Here is a 23866-nt window from a genome sequence, read left to right as displayed (position 1 = left end):
CTCACAGGCCCTGTTCCTTCACGGCAGCATTGATCATGGCGGCAGCGGTTTCGATGTCGGCCACGCTCGTATAGCGCCCGAATCCGAGGCGGATAGAGGACTTTGCCTCAAGATCGGTCAAGCCGATCGCCTTCAGCACATGGCTCGGCCGACCTGACCCGCTGGCACAGGCAGAACCGGCCGAAAACATCACGTTGCGGCAGTCGCTCATCAGCCGTCCAACGTCCAGGCCATCACGCCGAATATTGAGATTGCCGTGCCAGCGGTCGATCACGCTGCCGTTCAATTCCCACCCGGCGAAAGCTGCCCGCGCTACGTTCCATAAATGTTCCACGTGAAACATTTGCTCCGCCAACCCTTCTTCGGCCACCTGCGCCGCCGCGCCGAACCCCGCGCAAAGGGCAGGCGAGAGGGTGCCTGACCGCAAGCTGGCCTCTTGTCCGCCCCCGTGAACAAGGGCGAGCGGGGGTCTGGAATCCGGCCCGATCCACAAGGCCCCGATCCCCTTCGGCCCGTGGCACTTGTGCGCAGAGATCGCGATGTAGTCCGCAGCCGCTTCTACAGGCACCCTGGCATAGGCCTGGACGGCATCGACCAGCACCCTGGCCCCCATCTGACGCGCGCAAGCAACAACCTGTGAGAGGGGATTGCGCACCCCAATCTCGTTATTGATCGCCATTACCGCGACGAGGCCCGTCTGCGACGTGATTGCAGCTTTGAGCGCGTCCACATCGGCGCGGCCATCCGGCATCACGGGCAAAACGGTAAAGCGCCGCCCCTGCGCCGCGACCGCGCGGGCGCAATCGAGCACGGCGGCGTGTTCGGTGGCGAAGGTGATGACGTCGCCCGGAGTGCCTTGCAGCACCATGTTGATCGCCTCGGTCGCGCCGGAGGTGAAGATCACCTTGCCTCCAGGCGGCAGCAACGCCCCGACCCGTTCACGCGCGGTCTCCACCGCGGCGGCGGCCATGCGGCCCATGCGGTGGGGCGAGTGGGGATTGCCGAAGGTGTCGCTGTCTGGTCCGCCGAGCCAGCGCAACATCGCCTCGCGCGCTTCGGGCGCGAGGGGGGTGGTGGCCTGGTAATCGAGGTAGATCATCAACTACCCCTTTCGTCTTCCCGGGCTTGACCCGGGATCCCGCTGCCTTTGCGTTGCGGTTCAAGAAAGCGGGGCCCCGGATCAAGTCCGGTGAGACGATGGAGGTTCAACATAACGAAGCCCAGACTTCCGCAAACCGCTCCAGCTCCTCGGGCGTGGTCGACCACCCCATGCTCACCCGGATCGTGCGCGCGGCGACATCATCGGGCACCCCGAAGGCATCGAGCACCCGGCTTTTCTTCAAGGTGCCTGAGGAACAGGCGCTCCCCGCCGAGACGGCAAAGCCCATGGCGTCGAGGCGGATGAGGAGGGCTTGGGCGGACATAGTGGGGTGAGCGACGGCGATGATGTGCGAGCATTGAATGCCGTGGGCAATCACTTCGCCGTGCCGGAACAGAGCGTTCTTGAAGTCGAAATGCTGTTCGACCTTCGTTGCCCAACTTTCCAGCCCGCCCGCTTCCAGAGCCGCCGCCATGCCGAGCACTCCAGGCAGGTTTTCGGTCCCCTGCCGGTAGCCGCGCTCATGCCCGCCTACGGGGTCGAGCAGGTTGAAGTCCCGCACCAAAAGAGCGCCAATCCCAATCGGCCCGCCGAACTTGTGTGCGCTGACCACAATCATATCGGCTTCGGGAAGCGCAACCTTACCGGCGCTTTGGGAGCAATCGACGAGCAGCAGCCCACCGCGCTCCCGGACGGCTTCGAGCAGGGTGTTGCACACGAAGGGCAGCAAGATCGTTCCGGTTTCCGAATTGACGTGCTGCACTGCGACGAGCGCGTTCGCGCAATCGGGGAGCGTGTTGGAATCGACCTCGCCATCGATCACCGGCACCACCTCAGCATCCGGCGCGGCTCTAAACACCGCGTCATGCTCGACCGCGCTGACAATCCGCCGCTCCACCTTCGCCCGGTTGAGCGCGATCCACAGGGCCTCACTCGCGCCGCTGGTGAAGATCACTTCACCCTGCCAGCCGAGAGCCCGCTTCACCCGCTCGCGCGCATCCTCCAGCGCGGCGCGGGCGCGGCGGCCTTCGGCGTGGGGTGACGAGGGGTTCGCCCAGATGGCAAAACCCTCCTCCATCGCCACCTTGGCCTCGGGGCGCAGGGGCGACGTGGCGGCATGATCGAGATAGACCCGTTCGGGGATGGCCTTTTCCTCACAAGAAATTGCGATTTTCGCGTGTGGCCCTATATAGGCCGCGCAATGGCCAGCGCCACCCGGCGCGGACGCTCTCGATCACAAGGTTTGCCCGATGCCCTCAGTCATCTTTCCCGGCCCGGAAGGCCGTCTTGAAGGCCGTTTCTCCCCGCCCCCGCGCCCGCGTGCGCCGGTGGCGATGATCCTCCATCCGCACCCCGAAGGCGGCGGCACGATGAACGACCGGATCGTGCAGCGGCTCTACAAGACCTTTGCCGACCGCGGGTTCGCCACGCTGCGCTTCAACTTCCGCGGCGTGGGGCGTTCGCAGGGGAGCTTCGATTCCGGCATCGGCGAGCTGTCCGACGCGGCGAGCGCGCTCGATTGGGTGCAGTCGATCCATCCCGAAGCGCAGAGCACCTGGATCGCAGGCTACTCCTTCGGCGCGCTGATCGGGATGCAATTGCTGATGCGCCGCCCGGAAGTGCGCGGCTTCATCTCGGTCGCGCCGCCGGCCAATATGTATGACTTCAGCTTCCTCGCCCCCTGTCCGGCGAGCGGCATCTTCGTGCAGGGCGCGGCGGATACCGTGGTGCAGCCCAATGCGGTGCAGAAGCTGGTCGACAAGCTGCGCACCCAGAAGCACATCACCATCCACCACGAGGAAATCCCGCGCGCCAACCACTTCTTCGAGAACGAACTTGAGGAATTGATGCGCTCGGTCGATAACTATCTGGATTTCCGCCTGAGCCCGGACTGCCCGATCAAGTAAGGGTGTCTTTGATTGCGTGCTGTCCGGCCTGCGCCGGGCCGGATCAGAGAGAAAATCTGCGTCTGGCAAAGTTTCGGTCGCGCAGCGACCGCAAGGGCGACCGCCCGCCCGCAGCGACGCGCCCGCAGGGCGTGTGAGCGAGGATTTCGCATCGCGGATGCGATGCGGAACACAAAAAATCGCTCCGAGGACTGCCCGGCGGAGGCCGGGCAGGAAACAAAAGCGTCCTCAAGTAGCGAAGCGATAGGACAGAAAAAGCGTCCTGAAACGCAACGCGAAACCGCTTCGTCCCTATCAAAAATCATAGTACCTTCCGGCGTGAGCGAGGCCGGAGGGTTTTGCTTGCGACAAGGTGCTTCCGGCCACCGCTCCCACGTGATGGAGAGAGGAACCCCCGGAAATGACTTATGCCTCCCATACCCGCCGCCCCAACCCCGCCGCCCTTGCAGGGGCTCTCGGCATTCCCGCTGCGGTCGGCACTTTGCTGGTCGTTGGGCTTGCCGTGACCGCGACGATTGCACCCGAGGCACCGCGTCTCAAGGGCTTCACGATCAAGCCCCTGCCGGTGCCGCCGCCTCCGCCCGAACCGGTCGAACCCGCGGCCCCCACCACCAACCCGGCTGCGCCGACAGCGCCGATCACCACGCTCACCCCGCGTCCGGACATGCTCCCGGTCGATCTGGGGCTGAACAATCCGATCACCGTGCCCATCAACACCGGCCTGCCCATCGGCACCGGAACCGGCCCAGTCGATTTCGGCGTTCCTCAACCGGCCGCCTCGGCATCGCCGTTCAAGCCGGTCGGGGCCAAGCCGCGCGGCAATCCCGGCGGCTGGGTGCGGGACAGCGACTATCGTTCACGCTGGCTGCGCGAAGGGATGTCGGGCAGCGCAAGCTTCACCCTCGCCATCGACGCAAGCGGCGCGGTGACAGGTTGCACCATCACCCGCTCCACCGGCCATGCCGCACTTGATGCGGCGACCTGCGATCTGGTGACCAGGCGCGCCCGGTTCGACGCAGCGCGCGATGGCACCGGCAAGCCTGTGACAGGAAGCTACACCGGCGCAATCACCTGGAGAATACCGGAATAGCCCAGCGAATGCCGCTGGGTGGGGTTTTACTCTCCCCCGGCGGCTTTCAGCTGGTCGATTGGAGCCTCACCCGTGCTGGTGGGGATCGTCCAGATCAGCACATTGACCACGGCGATCACCGCCAGCAGCACCATCAGCGCCGGGTTCTTCGCCTCGCCCGTGCGGCGCCACAGGGCATAGGCCCCGGCGAGCAGCGCAAGCGCAGCCAGCATCACGATCGAAAGTACGATATCGGTCATGCACCGCGCTCTAGCCCGGCATGCCTGCCCGGCGCAATTGACTTGGCGCAAGCCCCCCGCCAAACCTTGGGACATGAGAGAGAAATTCGCCGATTTCACCCGCCGCCAGACCTTGTCGGTTCTGGGCAGCGCCTCCACTCTTGCCCTTGTTCCGGCCGCCGCGCGCGCCAGCAACACTCCCCCGGTGCTGTCCGCCAGCGGTCCGATTGCCGGGCTGGCACCGGACGCTGCGCTCGATGCAATCGCTTACCGGATGCTCGCCCATGAGCCGGGCCGTGCCACCGGCCTTGGGGTCGACACGGGGGAATATGCCGCATGGCGATCAACCTTCGGCACACCCGGAGAGGCCGGACGGCAGGCCTATGCCACCAGCCTGAAAGACATGGTCGCAGAGGTGAAGGCCTATCCCCGCGATGGCCTGACCAGCGATCAGCAGATCGGCTTCGAGGTGGTGGAGACCGCCTTCAGCCGCGCGCTGGAAGGCATGGCCCTGCCCTATGGCGATGTTGCCGTCGGCAGCTGGCGCAATGCGCCCTATGTCGTGATCCAGAATGTCGGCGGCTATATCGACATGCCGCGCTTCTTCGGTTCAGGTCAGCCACTCGCGCAGAAGGACGATCTCGGCCCCTATCTCGACCGGCTGATCGAAGTCCCCGCCGTTCTTGATGGCGAGCGGGAACGCATCCGCGCCGCGCGCGCAATGGGCGTGGTGCCGCCGGCCTTCCTGCTCGACAAGGCGATCGCGCAGATGGAAGCGAGCATCGCCGCAGCGGACGAGGCCTATGTCGCGCCGCTCGCTGCCACCAGCTTCACCGACAGCGAAACCGCCGCCGCGCAGGCGAGCCGCATCACCGCGCGCGGGATCGTCCCTGCCCTTGAACGGCAATTGGCCGAACTCAAGGCCCAGCGCGCTGAGGCCAATGATTCCGCCGGTGTCTGGGCGCAGCCGATGGGCGAGGAGTATTACGGCTGGGCGCTGAAGGCTTCGACCACCACCAATCTCTCAGCCGACGAAATCCACCGGCAGGGTCTGGCCGAACTCAACGAATTGCACGGCCAGATGGACCCGATCCTCAGGAAGATCGGCTATACCAAGGGCAGCGTCGGTGAACGGATGCGCGGGCTGGCAGAAGACCCGCGCTACAAGTTTGCCGAAGGCGATCCGGGCCGCAAGGAGATCTTCGCCTTCATCGACGAGCGCCTGCAATGGATCAGGTCACAGATGCCGCGCGCCTTCACCCAGCTGGTCAACCCGCGCATGGAGGTGGTGCGCCTGCCGCTCAGCGAAGAACCCGGCGCGCCCGGCGCTTATGGCGGCGCGGGGAGCAAGGATGGCAGCATTCCAGGGCGCTTCTGGATCAACCTGAGAACCACAGATCTGCACCGCAAGTATGATCTGGCCGACCTCACCTTCCACGAAGCCATCCCCGGCCATGTGTGGGAGGGCGAGTTTTCGAACCGCCTGCCGCTGATCCGCTCGATCCTCGCCTTCAACGCCTTTTCGGAAGGCTGGGCGCTCTATGCCGAACAGATCGCTGACGAACTGGGGGCTTACAAGGGCTTCGAGGTCGGACGGCTGGGCTATCTGCAAAGCCTGGCCTTCCGCGCCTGCCGTCTGGTGGTGGACACCGGCCTGCATTCCAAGCAGTGGACGCGCGAACAGGGCCGGCAATTCTTCGTCGAGCGCAACGGATCAAAGGTCGAGGAGGTCGCCAGCGAAGTCGATCGCTATTGCAGCTGGCCGGGGCAGGCCTGCGGCTACAAGATCGGCCATTCGGAAATCCTGCGCCAGCGTGAGCGGGCCAAGGCGGAACTGGGGCGCCGCTACGATTTCCGCGCCTTCAACACTGCGCTGGTGCTGGGCGGCAATGCGCCGCTGAGCGTGATGGCCAACACGGTGACCCGCTATATCGCCGGGGCCAAGGCCTGAACTGATCCGGGAGGGGAGAAAATGCGCTGCCCCCTCCCAGATTCACGTCAGCTCTTGCCGAACAGGCCCTTGGCCATGTCCATGATATCGTCCATCGGATTGCCATCCCCGTCACGGTCGAGAATGCTGGCAAAGTTGGCGAGCGAGCCTTCGCCGCCGATGGCCGCGACGATCTGATTGAGCGCGTCGGCACCGATCCCGGTTTTCTCCGCCGCCAGCTCGACCGTGTCACCTTCCAGCTGATGCGTGTGGCCAAGGGTGGCGATCGCTTTCTCCACCATCGCCGGATCAAGCCCGACCTGCTTGGCAAGGTTCACCACATCATCCGGCGCGCCGCCGATATTCTTCAGAATTCCGTCAAGAATGCTCATTGCGTCCCTCCTCCAAATCGAATCGTCAGCGGGAGTGTGGCGCAGGTTCGTGGCAATTCAAAGGAAAAGGCCCCGCACCGGTCTTGCGCCGGGCGGGACCCCTCTCCCTAACTGGTGATCCGATCAGGCCGCGACAGGTGCCGGGGCAGCCTGACGCACGCCTTCATCGACGTGGGCTTCGAACTGCGCGAAGTTGTCGATGAACAGTTGCACAAGCTTCTGGGCGGTCGCGTCATATTCGGACGCGTCGGCCCAGGTGCTGCGCGGATCGAGGATGGTCTGGTCGAGACCCGCGTCGGCCAGCGCGGGGACGAAAACCGGCACCTCGAAGCCGAAATTGGGATCCTTGCGGAATTCCACTGCGTCCATCTTGCCGTCGAGCACGGCATTGAGCAGCGCGCGTGTCGCCTTGATCGGCATGCGGCTGCCGGTGCCGTACTTGCCGCCGGTCCAGCCGGTGTTGACCAGCCAGCACTCCGCGCCGCCCTTGCCGATGCGCTCCTTCAAGAGGTTGCCATAAACGCTCGGGTGACGCGGCATGAAGGCGGCGCCGAAGCAGGTCGAGAAGGTTGCTTCCGGCTCGGTCACGCCGATTTCGGTGCCGGCAACCTTGGCGGTGTAGCCGCTGAGGAAGTAGTACATCGCCTGATCGGGGGTCAGGCGCGCGATCGGAGGCAGGACGCCGAACGCGTCCGCCGTCAACATGATCACATTCGACGGTGCCGGGCCGAGGTTCTTTTCCGAAGTGTTGGGGATGAACTCGATCGGGTAAGCGCCGCGGGTGTTCTCGGTCTTGCTGCCGTCGGTGAAGTCGAGCTCGCGCGTGCCTGCGTCCATCGTCACGTTTTCGAGGATCGTGCCGAACATCTGCGTGGTGGCATAGATCTCCGGCTCGCCCTCGGCCGAAAGGTTGATCATCTTGGCATAGCAGCCGCCTTCGAAGTTGAAGACCGCGGTGTCCGACCAGCCATGTTCGTCATCGCCGATCAGGGTGCGGCTGGCGTCAGCCGAAAGCGTGGTCTTGCCGGTACCCGACAGGCCGAAGAAGATCGCAGATCTGCCATCGGCACCAATATTGGCCGAACAATGCATCGGCATCACGCCCTGCGCAGGCAGCAGGTAGTTGAGAAGGCCGAACACGCCCTTCTTCATCTCGCCCGAATACTCGGTGTTGCCGATCAGTATCAGCTTTTCGGTGAAGCTCACCGCGATCACCGTGTCGCTGCGGCAGCCGTGGCGTTCCGGGTCCGCCTTGAAGCTCGGCAGGTTGATGATGGTGTATTCGGGGACGAAGCTCGCCAGCTCATCCGCCGTCGGGCGCACCAGCAGCGTGCGGATAAACAGGTTGTGCCAGGCCAGCTGGTTGATGACACGCACGTTGACGCGATATTCGGGCTGCGAGCCTCCGAACAGGTCGGCGACGTAGAGTTCTTCCTGCCCTTCGAGTTCCTTCAGGAAGTCCGCCTTGAGGTTCGCGAAGTGCTCAGGGCTCATCGGCTGGTTGATCGGGCCCCAGTTGATCGTGTTCTCGGTCTCGGCGTCACGGACGATGTACTTGTCCTTGACGCTGCGCCCGGTGAAGCGCCCGGTGTCGACCAGCAGCGCACCGTGCTTGGTCAGCTGACCCTCGCCCTTCTTCAGCGCGTGTTCGACCAGCGCCGAAGTGCCAAGGTTGGCGTGGATGCGCGCGTTGGTCTTGAGGTTCTGGGCGGCCAGCGGGGTTGCGAGGGCGGTCAACTTACGTCTCCTGGGCGGGGCGGCAGAGTGATGTTCGGCTGGGAAAGGTACGCTCGATCCGAACGAATCCCCCTACCCTGCCATGCACGCTCCGTAGCATCTGCGCATACGTATGCAACACCGGGCGGAAAACAGTTGGCCAAGCCATTCGATCCCTGCCAAGCGCCTTAGTTTGCCGCGCCACCGGCGTCAAACAGGACAGCGCATAGCAAATATGATGGGCGCCAAATCGGAGCTTCTGGATGCAGCCTCCGATGCCGCTGTCAGCATTGCGGTTGGTGCGCGTTGGCGCTACCCGTTTGGGCATGAAGGCGCAGCGGCAAGGAGAATAAAGGCGATGTCCGACGACACCACCGACCCTGCCCTGTCCGCCGCGCCGGTGGCGGCTGGCGATGCAGCCTCTGGCGAGGCGCGCAAGCTCCAGATCGCATTGGTTGACGATGATCGCAACATCTTGACCACCGTTTCTATCGCGCTTCAGGCTGAAGGCTTTGCCACACGGCTGTATTCCGATGGCGAAACGGCGCTGAAGGCACTGCTCGACAACCCGCCTGACCTCGCCGTGTTCGACATCAAGATGCCCAAGATGGATGGCATGGAATTGCTGCGCCGGTTGCGTGCGGAGTCGTCGCTGCCGGTGATCTTCCTTACCAGCAAGGATGATGAAAGCGACGAGGAGGCCGGGCTCCAGCTGGGTGCGGATGATTACATCGCCAAGCCTTTTAGCCTGCGCCTGCTGATCGCCAGGATCCGCGCAATTCTGCGCCGGGCAGAGCCAATGACCACCGGCGCCGGCACCTCCGCTCCGGCAGACCCAACCCCCGCCACGCTGACGCGCGGCCGGTTGTTCATGGATCCGGCCCGCCATCAGGTGACCTGGCAAGGCGAGGCGGTGAGCCTCACCGTGACCGAATTCCTGATCCTCGAAGCGCTGGCGATCCGCCCCGGCGTCATCAAGAGCCGCAACCAGCTGATGGACGCCGCCTACCCCGATGATGTCTTCGTCGATGATCGCACCGTCGACAGCCACATCAAGCGGATGCGGCGCAAGTTCAAGCTGGTCGATCCGGGCTTCGATGCGATCGATACGCTCTATGGCGCGGGCTACAGCTTCACCGATGGCTGATCCGCAGCGACGCGCAAACGGCGGCGAGCAGCTGAGCGCCACCGGGCGTTTTGCGCTGACGGGCCGGATCCTGGCGGTCAACATCCTGCCGCTGCTGGTGCTGGGCGGCGGTCTGTTCTATCTCGACAGCTATCGCACGCAGCTGATCAACGAACGCTTCAAGCTCGCCCGGATCGAGGCGCAGATCACGGCCGAGGCGCTGGCCGGCGCGACCCGCCAGCGGCAGGAGGCGCTGCTGGTGCAGATCGGCAAGGAACAGCGCATGCGCCTCAGAATGTTCGACGCCGAAGGGCGGCTGACGGCAGACAGCTTCGCGCTGGCCGATCCTGCGTTCCGCTTCAACGATATCTCCGACGACGACTGGGAGCAGCGGTTCGCGCGCTGGCTTGACCGAACAGTGGACACCATCGTCGCTGCCGAACCAGTGCAGGACTATGTCGAGCCCGAGGCGCAGGAAGCCGATGCCTGGCCCGAACTTGCGCGCGCGCGCGAACTCGGCCTGTCCCAGGTGCGCCTTTACGACTGGAGCGACGGTACGCCGGTCATCACCGCGGCAGCGCCAGTCGGCCTGCAAGGGGCAACATTGCTGACCGTGCGCAATGCGGTCGACATCACCGAAAGCGTACGCGCTGCGCGTTCCACATTGTTTTTCGCGATGCTGATGGTGATGGCCGCATCGGCGCTGCTGTCGCTGTTCCTCGCCCGCACCATCGTCACGCCACTGCGGCTGCTGGCACGCGCCGCAGTGCGGGTGCGGCAAGGGCGTGAGCGGGAAGTCGAAGTACCGCGCCTGCCCCAGCGCAGCGACGAGATCGGCCTGCTCGCCCGCGCGGTTTCGGACATGACCGGCGCGCTGCGTCAGCGGATCGACGCGGTCGACAGCTTCGCCGCGGACGTTGCGCACGAGATCAAGAACCCGCTGGCTTCCCTGCGCAACGCCATAGACACTCTGCCGCGCGTCGACGATCCGGCGCTGCGGCAGGAACTGATCGGGATTGCCGCCCATGACGTGCGCAGGATCGACCGGCTGGTGACCGAGATTTCCGCGGCCAGCCGGGTCGATGCCGAAATCAGCCGCGCCACGCTGGAACGGGTCGATCTGGCGAGTCTGTTCGCCAACCTGATCAGCAGCCGTGACGATCGCGGAATGAACGGCGGGCGGCAGCTGGTGCTGGACGCTGCCCCGGGCGCACACCGGGTGATGGGGGTGCCGACGCAACTGGAACGGGTCGCGGAAAACCTCATCGACAACGCCGTATCCTTCTCGCCCGAGCATGGCACCGTCAACATCACGATCCGGCGGGCTGGAGCCCAGATCATCACCGAAGTCTGCGACGAAGGCCCCGGCATCGCCCCCGAACGGCGCGAAGACGTGTTCCGTCGCTTTCATTCCGACCGGCCCGAAGGGGAAAGCTTCGGCAACCACTCCGGTCTCGGCCTTGCCATCGGCCGCGCCATTGCCGAAGCGCACGATGGCACGCTGACGGCCGAGGCCCGCGCCGATGGAGCGCCCGGCGCCTGCCTGCGCCTTGCTCTGCCGGCCGCAGCGTGAGCGGCATCGTGTATCCGGCCAGCGCCGTCGCCATCGATGGAGGCGCGCTGCTGATCGAAGGCCCGCCCGGAAGCGGAAAATCGAGCCTTGCCCTCGCCCTGATTGAGCACGGTGCGCGTCTGATCGGCGATGATGCTGTGACGCTGACCGCGCAGAATGATTGTCTGATCGCCAGCGCGCCGCCCAATATCGCAGGCCTTCTCGAAGTGCGCGGGGTGGGCCTTGCAAAGTTTCCGCTGGCCGCGTCCGTCCCGGTTGCGCTGATCCTCACGCTGGGCGGCCCGCTGCCCGACCGGCTGCCTCACGCGCCGCTGCCCAGACGCGTGATTGCAGGTGTGGCGGTGCCTGTTCTGGACTTCGATCCCGGCTCCATCGCCCCAGCAGCGCGCGCGGCATGGGCGCTGCGGCTGCATGGCCTCGCAATCAAACCGACTTCCCTTTGCGCGCCCGACGGGCAAGATAATCCGCGATGACCGAGAACCCCAACCCCGAATCGGACACTGTCGCACCCCGCCAATTGCTGCTCGTCACCGGGCTGGCCGGCGCGGGCAAATCGACCACGCTCGACGTGCTGGAGGATCTCGGCTGGGAGACGATCGACAACTTCCCGGTACGGATGCTGAAGCGATTGGTCTCGATGCCCGACGAGACGCGCGGGCCGCTGGCGATCGGGTTCGATTCGCGCACCCGCGGCTTCGTCCCGGCTGACATCATCGGGCTGGTCAAGGAACTCAGCCAGCAGCCCGGCATCGCGCTGACCTTCCTGTTTCTCGACTGCGCCGGGGGAGAGCTCGAACGGCGCTTCAACGAAACCCGCCGCCGTCATCCCATGGCCGATGGCCGCCCGGTGATGGAGGGCATCGCCGCCGAACGCGAATTGCTCGAGCCACTCAGGCGCTGGGCCGAGGTGATGATCGACACCACGGCGATGACAAGCAATGATCTGCAAGGGCGCATCCGCGAACTGTTCGGCCCCACCAGCGGCACCTCCCCCATGACGCTGACCTTGTCGAGCTTCGGCTTTGCGCGAGGGATGCCGCCGCTCGCCGATCTGGTGTTCGACATGCGCTTTCTCGACAATCCGCATTGGGTACCGGGCTTGCGTGAGCAGACCGGGCAGGATGCAGCCGTGGGCGATCACATCAGGCGTGATCCGGCTTTTGCCGATGCCTTTGCGCGCATCCGCGACCTGCTGCTGATGCTGCTTCCGCGCTATGCTGCCCAGGGCAAGCCCTATGTCCACGTTGCCTTCGGCTGTACCGGTGGGAGACATCGTTCGGTCTTCACTGCTGAACAAATGGCAGAAAGCTTGCGCGCTGCCGGTTTTTCGCCCACTGTCCGCCATCGCAACCTGGGCTCACGCGCCGCAGACGCCATCGAAGGAGACCGGCGCTAGGTGCAGGCCCGCAAGTCGCTGGCGCATTGCTAATGCCGCATTGTCCAGACCGGTAGAAACGCGTAAGTCCTGTCTCCGGGCGGGCAGTTAACGGACCCAAATTCACGCATGATCGGCTTGATCCTGGTTACTCACGGTCGCCTCGCCGACCAATTCGTCGAGGCGATGGAACACGTTGTCGGCCCGCAGGACGGGATTGTCACCGTGTGCATCGGCCCCAATGATGACATGGAGCAGCGCCGCGCCGACATCGCAGGGGCCATCGAGGCGGTCGATTCAGGCAAGGGCGTCATCATCCTCACCGATCTTTTCGGCGGCACCCCGTCAAACCTCGCGATCTCGCTGCTCGATGCCGGACAGGTCGAGGTCATCGCGGGGATCAACCTGCCGATGCTGATCCGCCTTGCAGGTGCGCGCAAATCGATGGACGTGACCGCCGCTGTCCACGCCGCGCAGACCGCCGGTCGCAACTACATCACTATCGCCAGCGAGCTGCTGGGGCAGGATTCCGCTCCGCCAGCGCGAGCCAAGGCCTGAGGCGATCGCCGTGGGGGAAGCGCGCAAGACTGTCACCATCGTCAACCGCCGCGGGCTGCACGCGCGGGCGAGTGCGAAATTCGTCGGCGTGGTAGCGGCCCTGCCCGCTGGCGTCAGCGTGACTGTGACAAAGGCGCCCAATAGCGCCGCAGGCGGATCGATCCTCGGTCTGATGATGCTGGGCGCGGCCAAGGGCGATACCATCGAACTGCTGGTCGAAGGCGAGAACGCCGATCACGTGCTGGCCGAACTGGCCGCGCTGGTCGAAAACGGCTTCGGCGAGGATTGAGGGCGGCGGCCCAGACGGCTCATGCGCAAGCACATCACCGGCTTTTCCAACCCGACCGTCAAGTACCTGCGGAGCTTGCGGGACAAGAAGCATCGCAAGCGCGCGGGGCAATTCCTGGTCGAGGGGCTACGGCTGCTCGAGGACGCGCGCGCCTCGGGCCGGGTGCCGCGCACACTGGTGATGGCCGAGGGCCGCGAGCATCCCTTGCTCGCGCGGCTTGAGGCTGACGTCATGGCGGCGGGCGGCGAGGTGATCGCGACCACGCCGGATATCCTCTCCAAGATTACCGGCAAGGAAAACACCCAGAGCGTCGCGGGCGTGTTTGACGAATGGGACACGTCGCTTGCACAGCTGGACCGGACAGCCGCGCCGATCTGGCTGGTGGCGCAGGCGCTGCGCGATCCGGGCAATCTCGGCACGATGTTGCGCACTTGCGATGCGGTGGGCGCGGGCGGACTGATCCTGATCGACGATTGCGCCGATCCCTTCAGCGCCGAAGCGGTGCGCGCGAGCATGGGCGCGGTGTTCACCGTGGGCCTTGCGCAGGCGCGGTGGGAGGAATTCCTGCCGTGGCTGCGCGCCGCAGCGGGCCAACTGGTCGCAGCCAGCTTGCGCGATGCGGTGCCCTATCGCGGCGCGCCCTATCAGGCGCCGTGCTTCATTCTGGTGGGCAATGAATCGCAAGGCCTTCCCGAGGATTACGAGATGGCCTGCGACCTGCGCGTGACCATGCCGATGAAGGGCCGTGCAGATTCGCTCAACGCCGCCGTCGCGGGGGCGGTGCTGGCCTACGAAGTGCTGGCCGCAGTGGACCAATCCACTTGACAAACTTGACACCCTGTCAAGCGGACGACCTTTCAATTAATTCAATATATTCAAATCATTGACCCCTTAATCCGGTACTTGACGGACAGGGGAACGGGCCTTTTCCGCCGGTTCTGCGGCATAAGCGGGAGCGGACGATGCGAAAGAGCCGGGGCGATGATGCCGCGACAGGCCGGTGTAGGAAAGCGCCCTACTCCGCCGCGTCCTTGCGGGTCTCCAGCGCGGGATATTCGGCCTCCACCGCATCGCCATCGGCGGCGTTGTAGCGCGGTGCGGATTCGACCAGCGGCACTTCCTCGATCGCCTGCTTGCCGATCTCGACGCCCTTTTCCGCCAGCCTGCGCCCGCTGGTGAGCACATTGCGTTCAAAGCTGCCGACAAACTTGTTGTAATTGTTGACCGCGCTTTCTAGCCCGCCGCCGACACGCTTCAGGTGCTCGCTGGCGACGCGCAGACGATCATAGAGCTCTGCCCCCATCCGCCCGATTTCCTGCGCTTCCTTGGCCAGCCCATCCTGCCGCCACACCTGCGCGACGGTACGGGCGATGGCGACGAGGTTGGTGGGCGTCGCCAGCAGCACGCGCTTGTCGAAGGCGAAGTTCCACAGGTCGGGATCATGTTCGAGCGCGGCGGCGACGAAGTGCTCGCCGGGGACAAACATCACCACATAATCGGGCGCCTCTTCGAACTGGCTCTGGTAGCTTTTTGCGCCCAGCGTCTGCACGTGGTTGCGCATCGAGCGCACATGTTCGCCCAGCGCCCGCGCGCGGGCATCGTCCGTATCCGCCTCGAAGGCCTCCTGATAGGCATTCAGCGAGACCTTGGAATCGATCACCAGCACCTTGCCGCCGGGGATACGCACGATGGCATCAGGACGCAGGCGGCCGTCTTCGGTGTCGACCGAATGTTCCATCAGGAAATCGGTGTGCTGCGCCAGCCCGCATTGTTCGAGCAGGTTCTGCAGCGCCTTTTCGCCCCAGCGCCCCCGCGCCTTGGGGGCGTTGGTGAGCGAATTGCCGAGCCGCTGCGCTTCGCGCCGGACTTCTTCCTGCCCCAGCCGCATCGCCTCGATCTGCTGATAGAGCCCGGCAAAGGCATCCGAACGCCGGGTTTCGAGCGCCTGCACCTGTTCCTCATAGGCCTTGAGCCGATCACCCACGGGCGAGAGCAGCGCCTTGATCTTGGCCTCGCCCGCTTCCTCCGACTGGCGGAACCGCGCCTCGGCCCGTTCAAGGAACGCCTTCTGCGCCTGTTCCAGCACCCGGCTACCGGCGTTTTCGAATTCCTTCTTGAGCGATTCCTGCGCGGCCAGCAGCGCGGCCTTCTGTTCGGCAAAGGCCTTCTCGCGCTCCGCCGAGGCGCTTTCGAGCGCGGCGAGTCGTTCTGCGAGCTGCGCGCGTTCGGCCTGCACCGCATCGAGCCGCGCCATCAGCCCATCGGTCTGACCGGCGCGCTCCTTGAGCGCCGCAACCTCGATCCGCGCTTCGCCCAGTTCGGCAATCGCGCGCTTGAATTCGCCCTCCTGCTCACCCGCCTCCCGCTCGGCGTCAGCCAGTCGCGCGCGCAGATCGGAAATCGGTCGCGAGGCCAGAAACCAACCGAGCGCGGCACCGAGAACGAGAGCAATGATCGAGAGAATCGCAGGGTCCATGACGCATTCCTACACGGAACGTATGGGGAACGCTAGAGCGGTTCCGCGATATCCCAAGAAAGCCTAGCCCCGGATCAAGCCCGGGGCGGGGGAAGTGGCACAAGCCTCGGCGCAGAGCGCCGCAAGGCCGGAGTCGAAGCCGAAGGCGCAGACGTGCGAAGCACACCTGCAAGGCCGCCCGCAGGTGCTCCGTAGCGAAGCGAAGGAACGCCGCCCTCAAGTAGCGAAGCGATAGGGCAACAAAGACGCACCGAGGACGCTCGCCCGAAGGGGCGAGCGAAAAGCAAACTACGCCGCCCGCCGGATCTTTTCGAGCTTCTTCAGCACCATCGCCCGCTTCAATCGCGAGAGGTGGTCGATGAACAGGATGCCTTCGAGGTGATCCATCTCGTGCTGGAGGCAGGTCGCCATCAGCCCGTCGAGCGCTTCCTCGTGGGTGTTGCCGTCCAAGTCCTGATAGCGCACGCGGCAGGTCGCCGGGCGATCGACGTCGGCGTAGATCTCGGGGACCGAGAGGCAGCCTTCCTGATAGGTCGAAAGCTCCTTGGCCGGGTCGAGGATCACGGGGTTGATGAACACCCGCGGTTCCTTTTTGGTCGCCGGGTGCGTGTGCTTGTGGCCGTTGTGCTCGCATTCGACCGGCGGCGCGTCCGGGTCTTCAGGCTGGAGATCGATCACCAGCACCCGCTTCGGCACGCCGACCTGAATCGCGGCGAGGCCGATGCCGGGGGCATCGTACATCGTCTCAAACATGTCTTCGACGAGGGTGCGCAGGTCGTCATTGAACTCATGCGGTTCAACCGGGGTCGAGACGACTTTGAGCCGGGGGTCCGGCACTTCGAGGATTTCGCGGATAGCCATGGGGCGCTATGTAAGCGAGGCGCGCGATTTATTCAACGCGGCGTTATGCCACAGGCCGCCGCGCTCTCAGCGCCTGCGCCAGCGTGCCTTCGTCGAGATAATCGAGCTCGCCGCCGACCGGCAAGCCGTGGGCAAGCTGGGTGACGCGCAAGGGGAAAGCCTCCAGCCGCTCGGCGAGGTAGTGCGCGGTGGTCTGGCCTTCCAATGTGGCGTTCATGGCGAGCACCACTTCGTCCACCCCGCCCGCTTCGACGCGGGCAAGCAGGCTGGCGATGTTGAGGTTTTCCGGCCCCACCCCGTCGAGCGCCGAGAGCCTGCCGCCGAGCACGTGGTAGCGGCCCGGAAACAGCCGCGCGCGGTCTAGCGCCCAGACGTCCGAGACTTCCTCGACCACGCAAAGGCTCCGCGCATCGCGGCGCGGATCGGCGCAGATGCCGCAGGGGTCGCGGGTGTCGACATTGCCGCAGATGTGGCATTCGACCAGCGTCTCGGCCACGCCCGCCAGTGCTTCGAGCAGCGCGGGCAGCGCGCTTTCGCGGTGCTTGACCAGCCACAGCACCGCCCGCCGTGCCGAACGCGGCCCCAGGCCCGGCAGGCGGGCGAGCGCGGAACTCAGAGCTTCGATCTCTTGCGATGCCATGAGGGGAGAGATAGGGGCTGCACTCCGCTTCACAAAGGCTCCGGGCAAAGCTTATGCGCATCATCTTCATGGGGACGCCCGAATTCGCGGTGCCGGCGCTGCGGGCGCTGCACGGCGCGGGGCATGAGGTGGTGTGCGTCTACACCCAGCCGCCGCGTCCGGCGGGGCGGGGCAAGAAGCTGATGCCGTCGCCGGTGCAGATGGCGGCGGAGGCTTTGGGGGTTCCGGTCAGATCGCCCAAGTCGCTGAGGGGCGAGGCGGAGCAGGCGGACTTCGCCGCTCTGAACGCCGATGTCGCGGTGGTCGCGGCCTATGGGTTGATCCTGCCGCAGCCGGTGCTCGACGCGCCCCGCCACGGCTGCCTCAACATTCACGCCTCGCTGCTCCCCCGTTGGAGAGGGGCGGCGCCGATCCACCGCGCGGTGATGGCGGGCGATGCCGAGACGGGCGTCACCATCATGCAGATGGAAGCGGGGCTCGATACCGGGCCGATGCTCCACAAGGTCAGCGTGCCGGTGGGGCGCAAGACGACGGGCGAATTGTTTGCGGAGCTCGGCGGAGTCGGCGCGGCGGCGATGGTGGAGGTGCTGGCCGATCTCGCCGCCTTTCACCCCGAGGCTCAGGACGACGCGGCGGCGATCTACGCACCGAAAATCGACAAGGCCGAGGCGAAGATCGACTGGTCGCAGGACTCCGCCGCGATCGAGCGGCTGGTGCGCGGCCTCGCCCCCTTCCCCGGCGCGTGGTTCGAGCTGGAGGGAGAGCGCGTGAAGCTGCTGCTGGCGGAAGTGGTGGATGCCGACGGCGCACCTGGCACCGTGCTGGACGCGGATTTCACCATCGCCTGCGGATCGGGCGCGATCCGGCCCTTGAAGCTCCAGCGCGCGGGCAAGCCGGTGCTGGACCGCCCGGAGTTTCTGCGCGGTCGGGCGGTGGCGGCGGGGACGGTGTTGGGGTGACCCGTTTCGCCCTCACTCTCGAATTCGACGGCACGCCCTTCTTTGGGCTGCAACGCCAGAGCCACGGGCCGAGCGTGCAGCAATCGGTCGAGGATGCGCTGCACCGCATCACCGGCGAGACTGTCACCCTGCACTCCGCCGGGCGCACCGATGCGGGCGTGCATGCGCTGGCCATGCGCTGCCATGTCGATATCGCCAAGCCCATCGATCCCTTCCGGCTGATGGAGGCGCTGAACGCGCATCTTCGCCCCGATCCCGTCGCGGTGACCCATTGCGAGGTGGTGCCGGACGACTGGCACGCGCGCTTTTCCTGCACCGGCAGGCGCTATCTCTATCGCATCGCCAACCGCCGCGCGCCGCTGACCTTGCAGCGCAACCGCGCATGGCATGTCCCCCAGCCGCTCGACGCAGAGGCGATGCACCGGGCCGCGCAGGCCTTGGTGGGGCGGCATGACTTCACCACCTTCCGCTCGGTCCATTGCCAGGCCGCCGATCCGGTGAAGTCGCTGGACGAGCTGCGGGTCGAGAAAGTGGGCGAGGAAGTGCACATCCACGCCGCCGCGCGCTCCTTCCTCCATCACCAAGTGCGCTCGATGGTGGGGTGCTTGAAGCTGGTCGGCGCAGGCACATGGCCGGAAAGCCGCATAGCCGAGGCACTGGCCGCGCGCGACCGCAATGCTTTGGGGCTTAACGCGCCCCCCCACGGGCTCTACTTCGTTGCAGCGAGCTATCCGAACGACCGCGGAGACTAAGAATGGCCAACTGGTACAAGATCCCGCCCTCCCGGCACATTTCCGAGCGTGAATATCGCGCCAATATCAGCGGGATGAACATCGTCTTCGGCGCGGTGCTTGGCTTTGTGCTGGCCGGTGCCGAAGGGCTCGCTCCCATCGATTTCATGATCGTGCTGTTCGTGAGCGCGCTGGCGGTGATCCTGATCCTCTATCTGGGATCGACCGAGTATATTCTGTTCTACGGTGTCGGTGTGGCGCTGCTGATCTTCTTCATCCCCAGCATCCTGACCGATCAACTCAAGCAGAACCCGATCCCCTATCTTCAGCCGACCTTGGCCGTCTGGGCCGCCATGGTCGCGCTGGTGGAATTGTTACCGCGCGAAAGACAGAACAACGCGCCATCACAGGAGAACGCAGAATGACGACCACCGGAAAGCAGCTCTTCACCACTCTCACCGCCGACGGCAAGCTCACGCTGGAGGTGGCGGAAAACACCTTCCCCGCGCCGACCGGCAATCAGGTGCTGGTCAAGATGGAAGCCGCGCCGATCAACCCGAGCGATCTTGCGATCCTCACCAGCGCCGCGGATTTCGAGAGCGCCGAATATACGCCCGGCAAGGTCGTCGCCACCATGCCCGAGCCCTTCCTGTCGGGCCAGAAGGCGCGCCACGGCCAGCGGCTTCCGGCGGGTAACGAGGGCGCGGGGACGGTGATCGCCACGGGCGATTCCGACATGGCCAAGGCGCTGATGGGCCAGCGGGTTGCCTGCGTGCCGGGCAATGCCTTCTCGCAATACGCCATTGCGGACGCGATGATGTGCCTGCCGCTGGGTGATCATTCGTCCGAGACCGGCGCCTCCAGCTTCGTCAACCCGATGACCGCGCTGGGCTTTGTCGAGACCGCGAAGATGGAAGGCCACAACGCCATCGTCCACCTCGCGGCGGCTTCCAACCTCGGCCAGATGCTCAATCGCATCTGCATCGAGGACGGGATGAAGCTGGTCAACATCGTGCGCAAGGACGAGCACGTGGCGCTGCTCAAGTCGCAGGGCGCGCAATATGTCGTGAATTCCTCCGCCCCCACCTACATGGCCGATCTGCGCGCCGCGATTGCCGAGACCGGCGCGTTCCTCGGCTTCGATCCGATCGGCGGCGGACAGGCCTCGGACGGCGTGCTGAAGGCGATGGAGCAGGTCGCGGTCAGCCAGATGAGCGAGTTCTCGCGCTATGGTTCGAACCAGCAGAAGAAGATGTACATCTACGGCCGGCTCGACCTTCAGAACCCGACGATCCTCACCCCCTCCTATGGCCTGCAATGGTGCGTCGCGGGCTGGCTGCTGACCCCCTTCCTCCAGCGTGCGGGCATGGAAACCGTGGTGCGGATGCGCAAGCGGGTGATCGACAATCTCACCACCACCTTCGCCAGCCATTACAAGGCCAAGGTGACGCTGGAAGGGATGCTGGAGAAGGACGCGATCCTCGACTACCGCCAGATGAAGACCGGCGAGAAATATCTGGTCACGCCCTGGGGGTGAGGGGGTTAGCCCTTGCCCACCTAGCACTCGTCGCCCCGGACTTGCTTGCCCCGGCGAAGGCTGGGGATACGGGGCAGGGCTTTTTCCTGTCCGCCCTCTCCGAAGAGTAGCCAAGCCCCGGATCAAGTCCGGGGCGACGAGGTTGCGGGGTGTTTAGTGCACAGACCGAATGGCCGCTTTCAGCGATAGAGATACGACGCGCGAATGACCGCAAATGGGTGGTTTGCGGACGGCAAGGATAGTTCATTCGGACATGCTGTCATCAGTCCCCATACCGCGGACCTTCAGGAGTTCGTCACGGCGTTGGATAAAAGGCAGAAGTAATCCAAGACCATCTCGAAAATTTAAAGCAGACGAGAATAAAAATGCCATCCCTAAAGCCAAGAAAAATGGAAGATAACGATCTTCCGCAATCACATAATAAATGCCAAATGCGCCGGCAGCAATAAACACGGCCCAAGTGATCGCCATATTTTCCATCTGCATTCTTTCAAACGAGGATGTGACGGCCTCATACTCCTCCCACGTCACAGGGACGCCAATCTTCGCTTTGGGCGGCTGAAAAATTATCTGCCCATCAGTGGTTTCGCGGAAGTTGGCGGCAAAACGATCAATCACGTCTTGTCTTCGAATGAACATCCATCCCCCTTTCAAGTAGCCAGATATTCGTTTGCCTCATGAACGTGGCACCGCTGACCATGCCCGGCCATTGATAGGTCGGCTCGAAACGTCCGCAATGGGGTCGGTTTGCTGAACGGCAGCTTTTGGCACAAATTGCGGCCTAGCTGACGCTACCCCCCTCACCCCCCATCAAACGCCGCCTGCACGGCTTTCGCATCAGTAACCCCGTTCGCCACCAGCACCATCAGCAGCATCCGCGCCTTGGCCGGGCCGAGCGCGCGGGCGGCGACCAGACCCAGAGCGTCATCATCGACCTCGACATTGCGGTCGACCAGCCCCTCGTCGACCCGGCTGGCGCGGACCACCGGCACGCCGCTCGCCGCGGCGCGGGCGAGGGCCTCCAGCACCGTGCGGGGCGCGTTGCCCTGCCCCATGCCCGCCAGCACGATCCCGCGCGCGCCGATCCCGAGCAGCGCGTCGACCGGCTGGGCGTCCATCCCCGCGCCGGCAGTCAGGATCGCCACGCGCGGCAGTTCTTGCGGGAAGGGATAGCGCGCGGCCTCACCCAGGCGGTGCGCGGGGCCGAACCAGTCGAGGCTGGCAGGCGTCACCCGCGCGAGCGGCCCGCGCGGGAAGGTGCGGAAGGCGTCGATGGCGCTGGTGGCCGCCTTCCTCGCATCGCGCGCGGCCAGCACCGCGTCGCCCATCACCAGCATCACGCCCCGCCCGGCAGCGGCAGGGTCGCTTGCAACCTTCACCGCATTGGCGAAGTTCCTCATCCCGTCCGCCCCCACTGCGTCCGCCGGACGCATCGCGCCGACAAGGACGACGGGCTTGGCAGTGGGCAAGGTCAGATCAAGCAGCAGCCCGGTCTCCTCTGCCGTGTCGGTGCCGTGGGTGATAATGATGCCATCGATCGCAGGATCGTCCATCGCCGCGGTGCAGGCCGCGTGCAATGCCCTCCACTCGGCAAAGCCGATATCCTGCGAGCCGATCCGCGCCACTTCCTGCGGCACGAGTTCGGCAGCAAGGCCAAGCGCCCCGAGATGCGCGACCAGCGCGTCCAGCGCCAGCCCGCCCGCGCGATAGCCCGCGCCGGTCGCACTGCCGCCTGCGCCGGCAATCGTGCCGCCTGTGCCAAGAACGAGGATGCGCCGCAGTGTCATGTCCGCAGCCCTAGCCCCGCGCAGCACCGCAAGCTACAGCGCAATTGCATTTGCTGCGGCACACGCTAGACAGCGCGCATCGTGGGGCGGTTAGCTCAGTTGGTAGAGCATCTCGTTTACACCGAGAGGGTCAGCGGTTCGAGCCCGTTACCGCCCACCAGTTTTTGCCAGACACATCCATCCGGGGGATGGTTTGAGGCGGAAACTTCCGAGCGCAAACACAGCGCGTGCCTGCGCCAGTTCCAGAAGGACGAGGCCAATGGATCTCCAGCTTGATGGCAAGACAGCGCTGGTGCTCGGCGCGAGCAAGGGGCTGGGGCGGGCGATTGCCGTTGCGCTGGCCGATGAGGGCGCGCAGGTCATCACCGTCGCGCGTTCGGCAGCAGCGCCGGTCGGGCTTGTTCATATCACAGCCGATCTTGACGATCCTGCCGCCCCGCAAGCGATCATCGATCACCTGCGCGGCGCGGGCCACTCTCCCGATATTCTCGTTCTGAACGCGGGCGGGCCGCCGATGGGGCCTGCGGCGACCACCACCCCGGATGATTTCGGCGCAGTCATGGGCCGGATGTTCAACGCCCAACTGGCGCTGGCGCAGGCCTTCCTGCCCGACATGCGAGCGCGCGGCTTCGGGCGGATTCTCGCGGTCGCCTCGACCAGCCTTGTCACCCCGATCCCCGGCCTCGTGCTGTCCAACGCGGTGCGCGCGATGCTGGCCTCGTGGTGCAAGACCCTCGCTGCCGAGGTCGCGGCGGACGGCGTGACGGTCAACCTGCTGCTTCCGGGCCAGATCGCGACGGACCGGCTCAAGGGGCTTCATGCCGCCATGGCAGCGGGAAGCGGGATTGCGGCGGATCAGGTCACCGCGCGCTCGATCGCGGCCATTCCGGCAGGGCGTCTCGGCAGGCCGGAGGAATTCGGCGACATTGCCGCTTTCCTCGCCTCGCCGCGCGCCGGGTTCATCACCGGCTCGGCAATCAAGGTCGACGGCGGGCAGACCCCGACGCTGTGATCATTGCGCCGAAAGGCTCTGCCTGATCAGGGCGATGGCCTCGGGGCTGTCCCACTCATAGCCGCCCGCCACCCGCAGCACTTCCTTGCCGGTTGCATCGAACAGGATCGTCAGCGGCAGCACGCCTTCAGGGGTGAACTGCGCCGAGAGCTTCGTGTCGGGATCAAGCCATGGTTCGATCCGGACATAGCCGCCCTTGGCAAAGAACGGCGTGACCACTTCGGCCCCGCGAATATCCTGGCTGATGGTGAGCACCCGCACCTCGCCTTCCAGCTCGCTCGCCAGCGCATCCAGCTGCGGCATTTCCTTGACGCAGGGCGGGCACCATGTCGCCCACAGGTTGATCAGCACCGGCCCATCCTGCGCCCCAAGATCCAGCGCATTGCCTGCCGGGTCGGCGAATTGCAGATCGGGTAGCGGCGTGCCGGCAAACTTGCGCTCGACCACGCCCGCGGCCACGCCTGTCTCAGCCGGTTGCGCTGGCGCGTCGGCGGGCCTATCGCATCCCGCCAGCAGCAGGAACGAACAGGCGAGAATGAGCGACGAGCGGGACATGACAGGCTCCCAAGCCAACAGGGATCAGCACAGCG

The 23866-nt window shown here is 65.3% G+C and carries 26 protein-coding genes and 1 tRNA gene; 16 read left to right on the top strand and 11 right to left on the bottom strand.

Going from position 1 to position 23866, the window contains the following annotated elements; genetic code table 11:
• Position 1 precedes the first annotated feature (1 nt).
• Complete coding sequence (locus CHX26_RS07440) at positions 2-1099, bottom strand: cysteine desulfurase family protein (RefSeq protein WP_104941822.1); 1098 nt, start codon at positions 1097-1099, stop codon at positions 2-4.
• Positions 1100-1205: 106 nt separating this feature from the next.
• On the bottom strand, positions 1206-2177 hold the full coding sequence (locus tag CHX26_RS07435) for an aminotransferase class V-fold PLP-dependent enzyme (protein ID WP_233997337.1): 972 nt from the start codon (positions 2175-2177) through the stop codon (positions 1206-1208).
• A 172-nt stretch (positions 2178-2349) separates the two neighbouring features.
• On the opposite strand from CHX26_RS07435, the gene CHX26_RS07430 reads away from it, so the two are divergent.
• Together CHX26_RS07430 and CHX26_RS07425 are read left to right on the top strand one after the other, a co-directional pair.
• Positions 2350-3006 carry an alpha/beta hydrolase gene (locus CHX26_RS07430; RefSeq protein WP_086734251.1) on the top strand — a complete coding sequence of 219 codons (657 nt, stop codon included), beginning with the start codon at positions 2350-2352 and terminating at the stop codon, positions 3004-3006.
• 400 nt (positions 3007-3406) lie between these two features.
• Entirely contained in the window at positions 3407-4096 is a 690-nt protein-coding gene (locus CHX26_RS07425) for a TonB family protein (protein ID WP_146107679.1), read from the top strand.
• 26 nt (positions 4097-4122) lie between these two features.
• Here the strand turns inward: CHX26_RS07425 and CHX26_RS07420 are convergent, their stop codons facing one another.
• Positions 4123-4335 (bottom strand): hypothetical protein, encoded by a 213-nt coding sequence (locus tag CHX26_RS07420; protein WP_104941819.1) that lies wholly within the window; start codon positions 4333-4335, stop codon positions 4123-4125.
• 73 nt (positions 4336-4408) lie between these two features.
• Here CHX26_RS07420 and CHX26_RS07415 point away from each other — a divergent pair, with 73 nt between their 5' ends.
• Positions 4409-6265: a DUF885 domain-containing protein gene (locus tag CHX26_RS07415; protein ID WP_104941818.1), complete on the top strand. Its 1857-nt coding sequence runs from the start codon at positions 4409-4411 to the stop codon at positions 6263-6265.
• Between the two features lie 47 nt (positions 6266-6312).
• Here the strand turns inward: CHX26_RS07415 and CHX26_RS07410 are convergent, their stop codons facing one another.
• The gene (locus CHX26_RS07410) at positions 6313-6636 is read right to left on the bottom strand and encodes a hypothetical protein (RefSeq protein WP_104941817.1); all 324 of its coding nucleotides are present in this window, start codon (positions 6634-6636) and stop codon (positions 6313-6315) included.
• Positions 6637-6759: 123 nt separating this feature from the next.
• Positions 6760-8373, bottom strand: a complete 1614-nt coding sequence (locus tag CHX26_RS07405) for a phosphoenolpyruvate carboxykinase (RefSeq protein WP_104941816.1) — start codon at positions 8371-8373, stop codon at positions 6760-6762.
• Positions 8374-8710: 337 nt separating this feature from the next.
• On the opposite strand from CHX26_RS07405, the gene CHX26_RS07400 reads away from it, so the two are divergent.
• From CHX26_RS07400 to CHX26_RS07370, 7 genes are all read left to right on the top strand, one after another.
• Entirely contained in the window at positions 8711-9499 is a 789-nt protein-coding gene (locus tag CHX26_RS07400; protein WP_233997324.1) for a response regulator transcription factor, read from the top strand.
• Positions 9492-11051 (top strand): sensor histidine kinase, encoded by a 1560-nt coding sequence (locus tag CHX26_RS07395; protein WP_104941815.1) that lies wholly within the window; start codon positions 9492-9494, stop codon positions 11049-11051. The genes CHX26_RS07400 and CHX26_RS07395 overlap by 8 nt, the downstream gene beginning before the upstream one ends.
• On the top strand, positions 11048-11524 hold the full coding sequence (locus CHX26_RS07390; protein WP_233997323.1) for an HPr kinase/phosphorylase: 477 nt from the start codon (positions 11048-11050) through the stop codon (positions 11522-11524). The genes CHX26_RS07395 and CHX26_RS07390 overlap by 4 nt, the downstream gene beginning before the upstream one ends.
• Positions 11521-12447, top strand: a complete 927-nt coding sequence (gene rapZ, locus CHX26_RS07385; protein ID WP_104941814.1) for an RNase adapter RapZ — start codon at positions 11521-11523, stop codon at positions 12445-12447. The genes CHX26_RS07390 and rapZ overlap by 4 nt, the downstream gene beginning before the upstream one ends.
• A gap of 108 nt (positions 12448-12555) precedes the next feature.
• The gene (locus CHX26_RS07380; protein ID WP_104941813.1) at positions 12556-12984 is read left to right on the top strand and encodes a PTS sugar transporter subunit IIA; all 429 of its coding nucleotides are present in this window, start codon (positions 12556-12558) and stop codon (positions 12982-12984) included.
• A 10-nt stretch (positions 12985-12994) separates the two neighbouring features.
• On the top strand, positions 12995-13273 hold the full coding sequence (locus CHX26_RS07375) for an HPr family phosphocarrier protein (RefSeq protein WP_104941812.1): 279 nt from the start codon (positions 12995-12997) through the stop codon (positions 13271-13273).
• Positions 13274-13294: 21 nt separating this feature from the next.
• Positions 13295-14098 carry a TrmH family RNA methyltransferase gene (locus CHX26_RS07370; RefSeq protein WP_104941811.1) on the top strand — a complete coding sequence of 268 codons (804 nt, stop codon included), beginning with the start codon at positions 13295-13297 and terminating at the stop codon, positions 14096-14098.
• Positions 14099-14288: 190 nt separating this feature from the next.
• Here CHX26_RS07370 and rmuC read toward each other — a convergent pair whose 3' ends face one another.
• The 3 genes from rmuC to recR all read right to left on the bottom strand — a co-directional run bounded on the left by rmuC (position 14289) and on the right by recR (position 17250).
• Positions 14289-15749 (bottom strand): DNA recombination protein RmuC, encoded by a 1461-nt coding sequence (gene rmuC / locus CHX26_RS07365; protein ID WP_104941810.1) that lies wholly within the window; start codon positions 15747-15749, stop codon positions 14289-14291.
• 288 nt (positions 15750-16037) lie between these two features.
• Positions 16038-16610, bottom strand: coding sequence for a peptide deformylase (locus CHX26_RS07360; protein ID WP_104941809.1), 573 nt, complete (start codon positions 16608-16610; stop codon positions 16038-16040).
• A 43-nt stretch (positions 16611-16653) separates the two neighbouring features.
• Entirely contained in the window at positions 16654-17250 is a 597-nt protein-coding gene (gene recR, locus CHX26_RS07355) for a recombination mediator RecR (protein ID WP_104941808.1), read from the bottom strand.
• 53 nt (positions 17251-17303) lie between these two features.
• On the opposite strand from recR, the gene fmt reads away from it, so the two are divergent.
• The 4 genes from fmt to CHX26_RS07335 are packed head-to-tail and all read left to right on the top strand — an operon-like array spanning position 17304 to position 20477.
• Complete coding sequence (fmt, locus tag CHX26_RS07350) at positions 17304-18209, top strand: methionyl-tRNA formyltransferase (RefSeq protein WP_104941807.1); 906 nt, start codon at positions 17304-17306, stop codon at positions 18207-18209.
• Positions 18206-18961 (top strand): tRNA pseudouridine(38-40) synthase TruA, encoded by a 756-nt coding sequence (truA, locus tag CHX26_RS07345; RefSeq protein WP_104941806.1) that lies wholly within the window; start codon positions 18206-18208, stop codon positions 18959-18961. The genes fmt and truA overlap by 4 nt, the downstream gene beginning before the upstream one ends.
• A 2-nt stretch (positions 18962-18963) precedes the next feature.
• On the top strand, positions 18964-19365 hold the full coding sequence (locus CHX26_RS07340) for a hypothetical protein (protein ID WP_104941805.1): 402 nt from the start codon (positions 18964-18966) through the stop codon (positions 19363-19365).
• Complete coding sequence (locus CHX26_RS07335) at positions 19362-20477, top strand: zinc-binding dehydrogenase (protein ID WP_104941804.1); 1116 nt, start codon at positions 19362-19364, stop codon at positions 20475-20477. Before CHX26_RS07340 ends, CHX26_RS07335 begins: the two co-directional genes overlap by 4 nt.
• 243 nt (positions 20478-20720) lie before the next feature.
• Here the strand turns inward: CHX26_RS07335 and CHX26_RS07330 are convergent, their stop codons facing one another.
• Positions 20721-21095 carry a hypothetical protein gene (locus CHX26_RS07330; RefSeq protein ID WP_146107678.1) on the bottom strand — a complete coding sequence of 125 codons (375 nt, stop codon included), beginning with the start codon at positions 21093-21095 and terminating at the stop codon, positions 20721-20723.
• 182 nt (positions 21096-21277) lie between these two features.
• Positions 21278-22264: an asparaginase gene (locus tag CHX26_RS07325; protein ID WP_104941802.1), complete on the bottom strand. Its 987-nt coding sequence runs from the start codon at positions 22262-22264 to the stop codon at positions 21278-21280.
• An 84-nt stretch (positions 22265-22348) separates the two neighbouring features.
• On the opposite strand from CHX26_RS07325, the gene CHX26_RS07320 reads away from it, so the two are divergent.
• Positions 22349-22424, top strand: a tRNA-Val gene (locus CHX26_RS07320).
• 99 nt (positions 22425-22523) lie between these two features.
• Positions 22524-23276 (top strand): SDR family oxidoreductase, encoded by a 753-nt coding sequence (locus CHX26_RS07315; protein WP_104941801.1) that lies wholly within the window; start codon positions 22524-22526, stop codon positions 23274-23276.
• Here CHX26_RS07315 and CHX26_RS07310 read toward each other — a convergent pair whose 3' ends face one another.
• Positions 23277-23831: a TlpA family protein disulfide reductase gene (locus tag CHX26_RS07310; RefSeq protein WP_172449739.1), complete on the bottom strand. Its 555-nt coding sequence runs from the start codon at positions 23829-23831 to the stop codon at positions 23277-23279. It abuts the gene before it with no gap.
• Between the last annotated feature and the right edge of the window lie 35 nt (positions 23832-23866).

This window comes from Porphyrobacter sp. HT-58-2, from assembly GCF_002952215.1.
Lineage (GTDB): Bacteria > Pseudomonadota > Alphaproteobacteria > Sphingomonadales > Sphingomonadaceae > Erythrobacter.
The sequence above is the reverse complement of the archived record's forward strand: the minus strand, read 5'-3'. Positions and strand labels throughout refer to the sequence as shown.

Bases quoted from the DNA above. Each gene is read 5' to 3' on its own strand.
- CHX26_RS07440 (WP_104941822.1), bottom strand. From the start codon at position 1,099: ATGATCTACCTCGATTACCAGGCCACCACCCCCCTCGCGCCCGAAGCG.
- CHX26_RS07435 (WP_233997337.1), bottom strand. From the start codon at position 2,177: ATGGAGGAGGGTTTTGCCATCTGGGCGAACCCCTCGTCACCCCACGCC.
- CHX26_RS07430 (WP_086734251.1), top strand. From the start codon at position 2,350: ATGCCCTCAGTCATCTTTCCCGGCCCGGAAGGCCGTCTTGAAGGCCGT.
- CHX26_RS07425 (WP_146107679.1), top strand. From the start codon at position 3,407: ATGACTTATGCCTCCCATACCCGCCGCCCCAACCCCGCCGCCCTTGCA.
- CHX26_RS07420 (WP_104941819.1), bottom strand. From the start codon at position 4,335: ATGACCGATATCGTACTTTCGATCGTGATGCTGGCTGCGCTTGCGCTG.
- CHX26_RS07415 (WP_104941818.1), top strand. From the start codon at position 4,409: ATGAGAGAGAAATTCGCCGATTTCACCCGCCGCCAGACCTTGTCGGTT.
- CHX26_RS07410 (WP_104941817.1), bottom strand. From the start codon at position 6,636: ATGAGCATTCTTGACGGAATTCTGAAGAATATCGGCGGCGCGCCGGAT.
- CHX26_RS07400 (WP_233997324.1), top strand. From the start codon at position 8,711: ATGTCCGACGACACCACCGACCCTGCCCTGTCCGCCGCGCCGGTGGCG.
- CHX26_RS07395 (WP_104941815.1), top strand. From the start codon at position 9,492: ATGGCTGATCCGCAGCGACGCGCAAACGGCGGCGAGCAGCTGAGCGCC.
- rapZ (WP_104941814.1), top strand. From the start codon at position 11,521: ATGACCGAGAACCCCAACCCCGAATCGGACACTGTCGCACCCCGCCAA.
- CHX26_RS07380 (WP_104941813.1), top strand. From the start codon at position 12,556: ATGATCGGCTTGATCCTGGTTACTCACGGTCGCCTCGCCGACCAATTC.
- CHX26_RS07370 (WP_104941811.1), top strand. From the start codon at position 13,295: ATGCGCAAGCACATCACCGGCTTTTCCAACCCGACCGTCAAGTACCTG.
- rmuC (WP_104941810.1), bottom strand. From the start codon at position 15,749: ATGGACCCTGCGATTCTCTCGATCATTGCTCTCGTTCTCGGTGCCGCG.
- CHX26_RS07360 (WP_104941809.1), bottom strand. From the start codon at position 16,610: ATGGCTATCCGCGAAATCCTCGAAGTGCCGGACCCCCGGCTCAAAGTC.
- recR (WP_104941808.1), bottom strand. From the start codon at position 17,250: ATGGCATCGCAAGAGATCGAAGCTCTGAGTTCCGCGCTCGCCCGCCTG.
- fmt (WP_104941807.1), top strand. From the start codon at position 17,304: ATGCGCATCATCTTCATGGGGACGCCCGAATTCGCGGTGCCGGCGCTG.
- CHX26_RS07340 (WP_104941805.1), top strand. From the start codon at position 18,964: ATGGCCAACTGGTACAAGATCCCGCCCTCCCGGCACATTTCCGAGCGT.
- CHX26_RS07335 (WP_104941804.1), top strand. From the start codon at position 19,362: ATGACGACCACCGGAAAGCAGCTCTTCACCACTCTCACCGCCGACGGC.
- CHX26_RS07325 (WP_104941802.1), bottom strand. From the start codon at position 22,264: ATGACACTGCGGCGCATCCTCGTTCTTGGCACAGGCGGCACGATTGCC.
- CHX26_RS07315 (WP_104941801.1), top strand. From the start codon at position 22,524: ATGGATCTCCAGCTTGATGGCAAGACAGCGCTGGTGCTCGGCGCGAGC.
- CHX26_RS07310 (WP_172449739.1), bottom strand. From the start codon at position 23,831: ATGTCCCGCTCGTCGCTCATTCTCGCCTGTTCGTTCCTGCTGCTGGCG.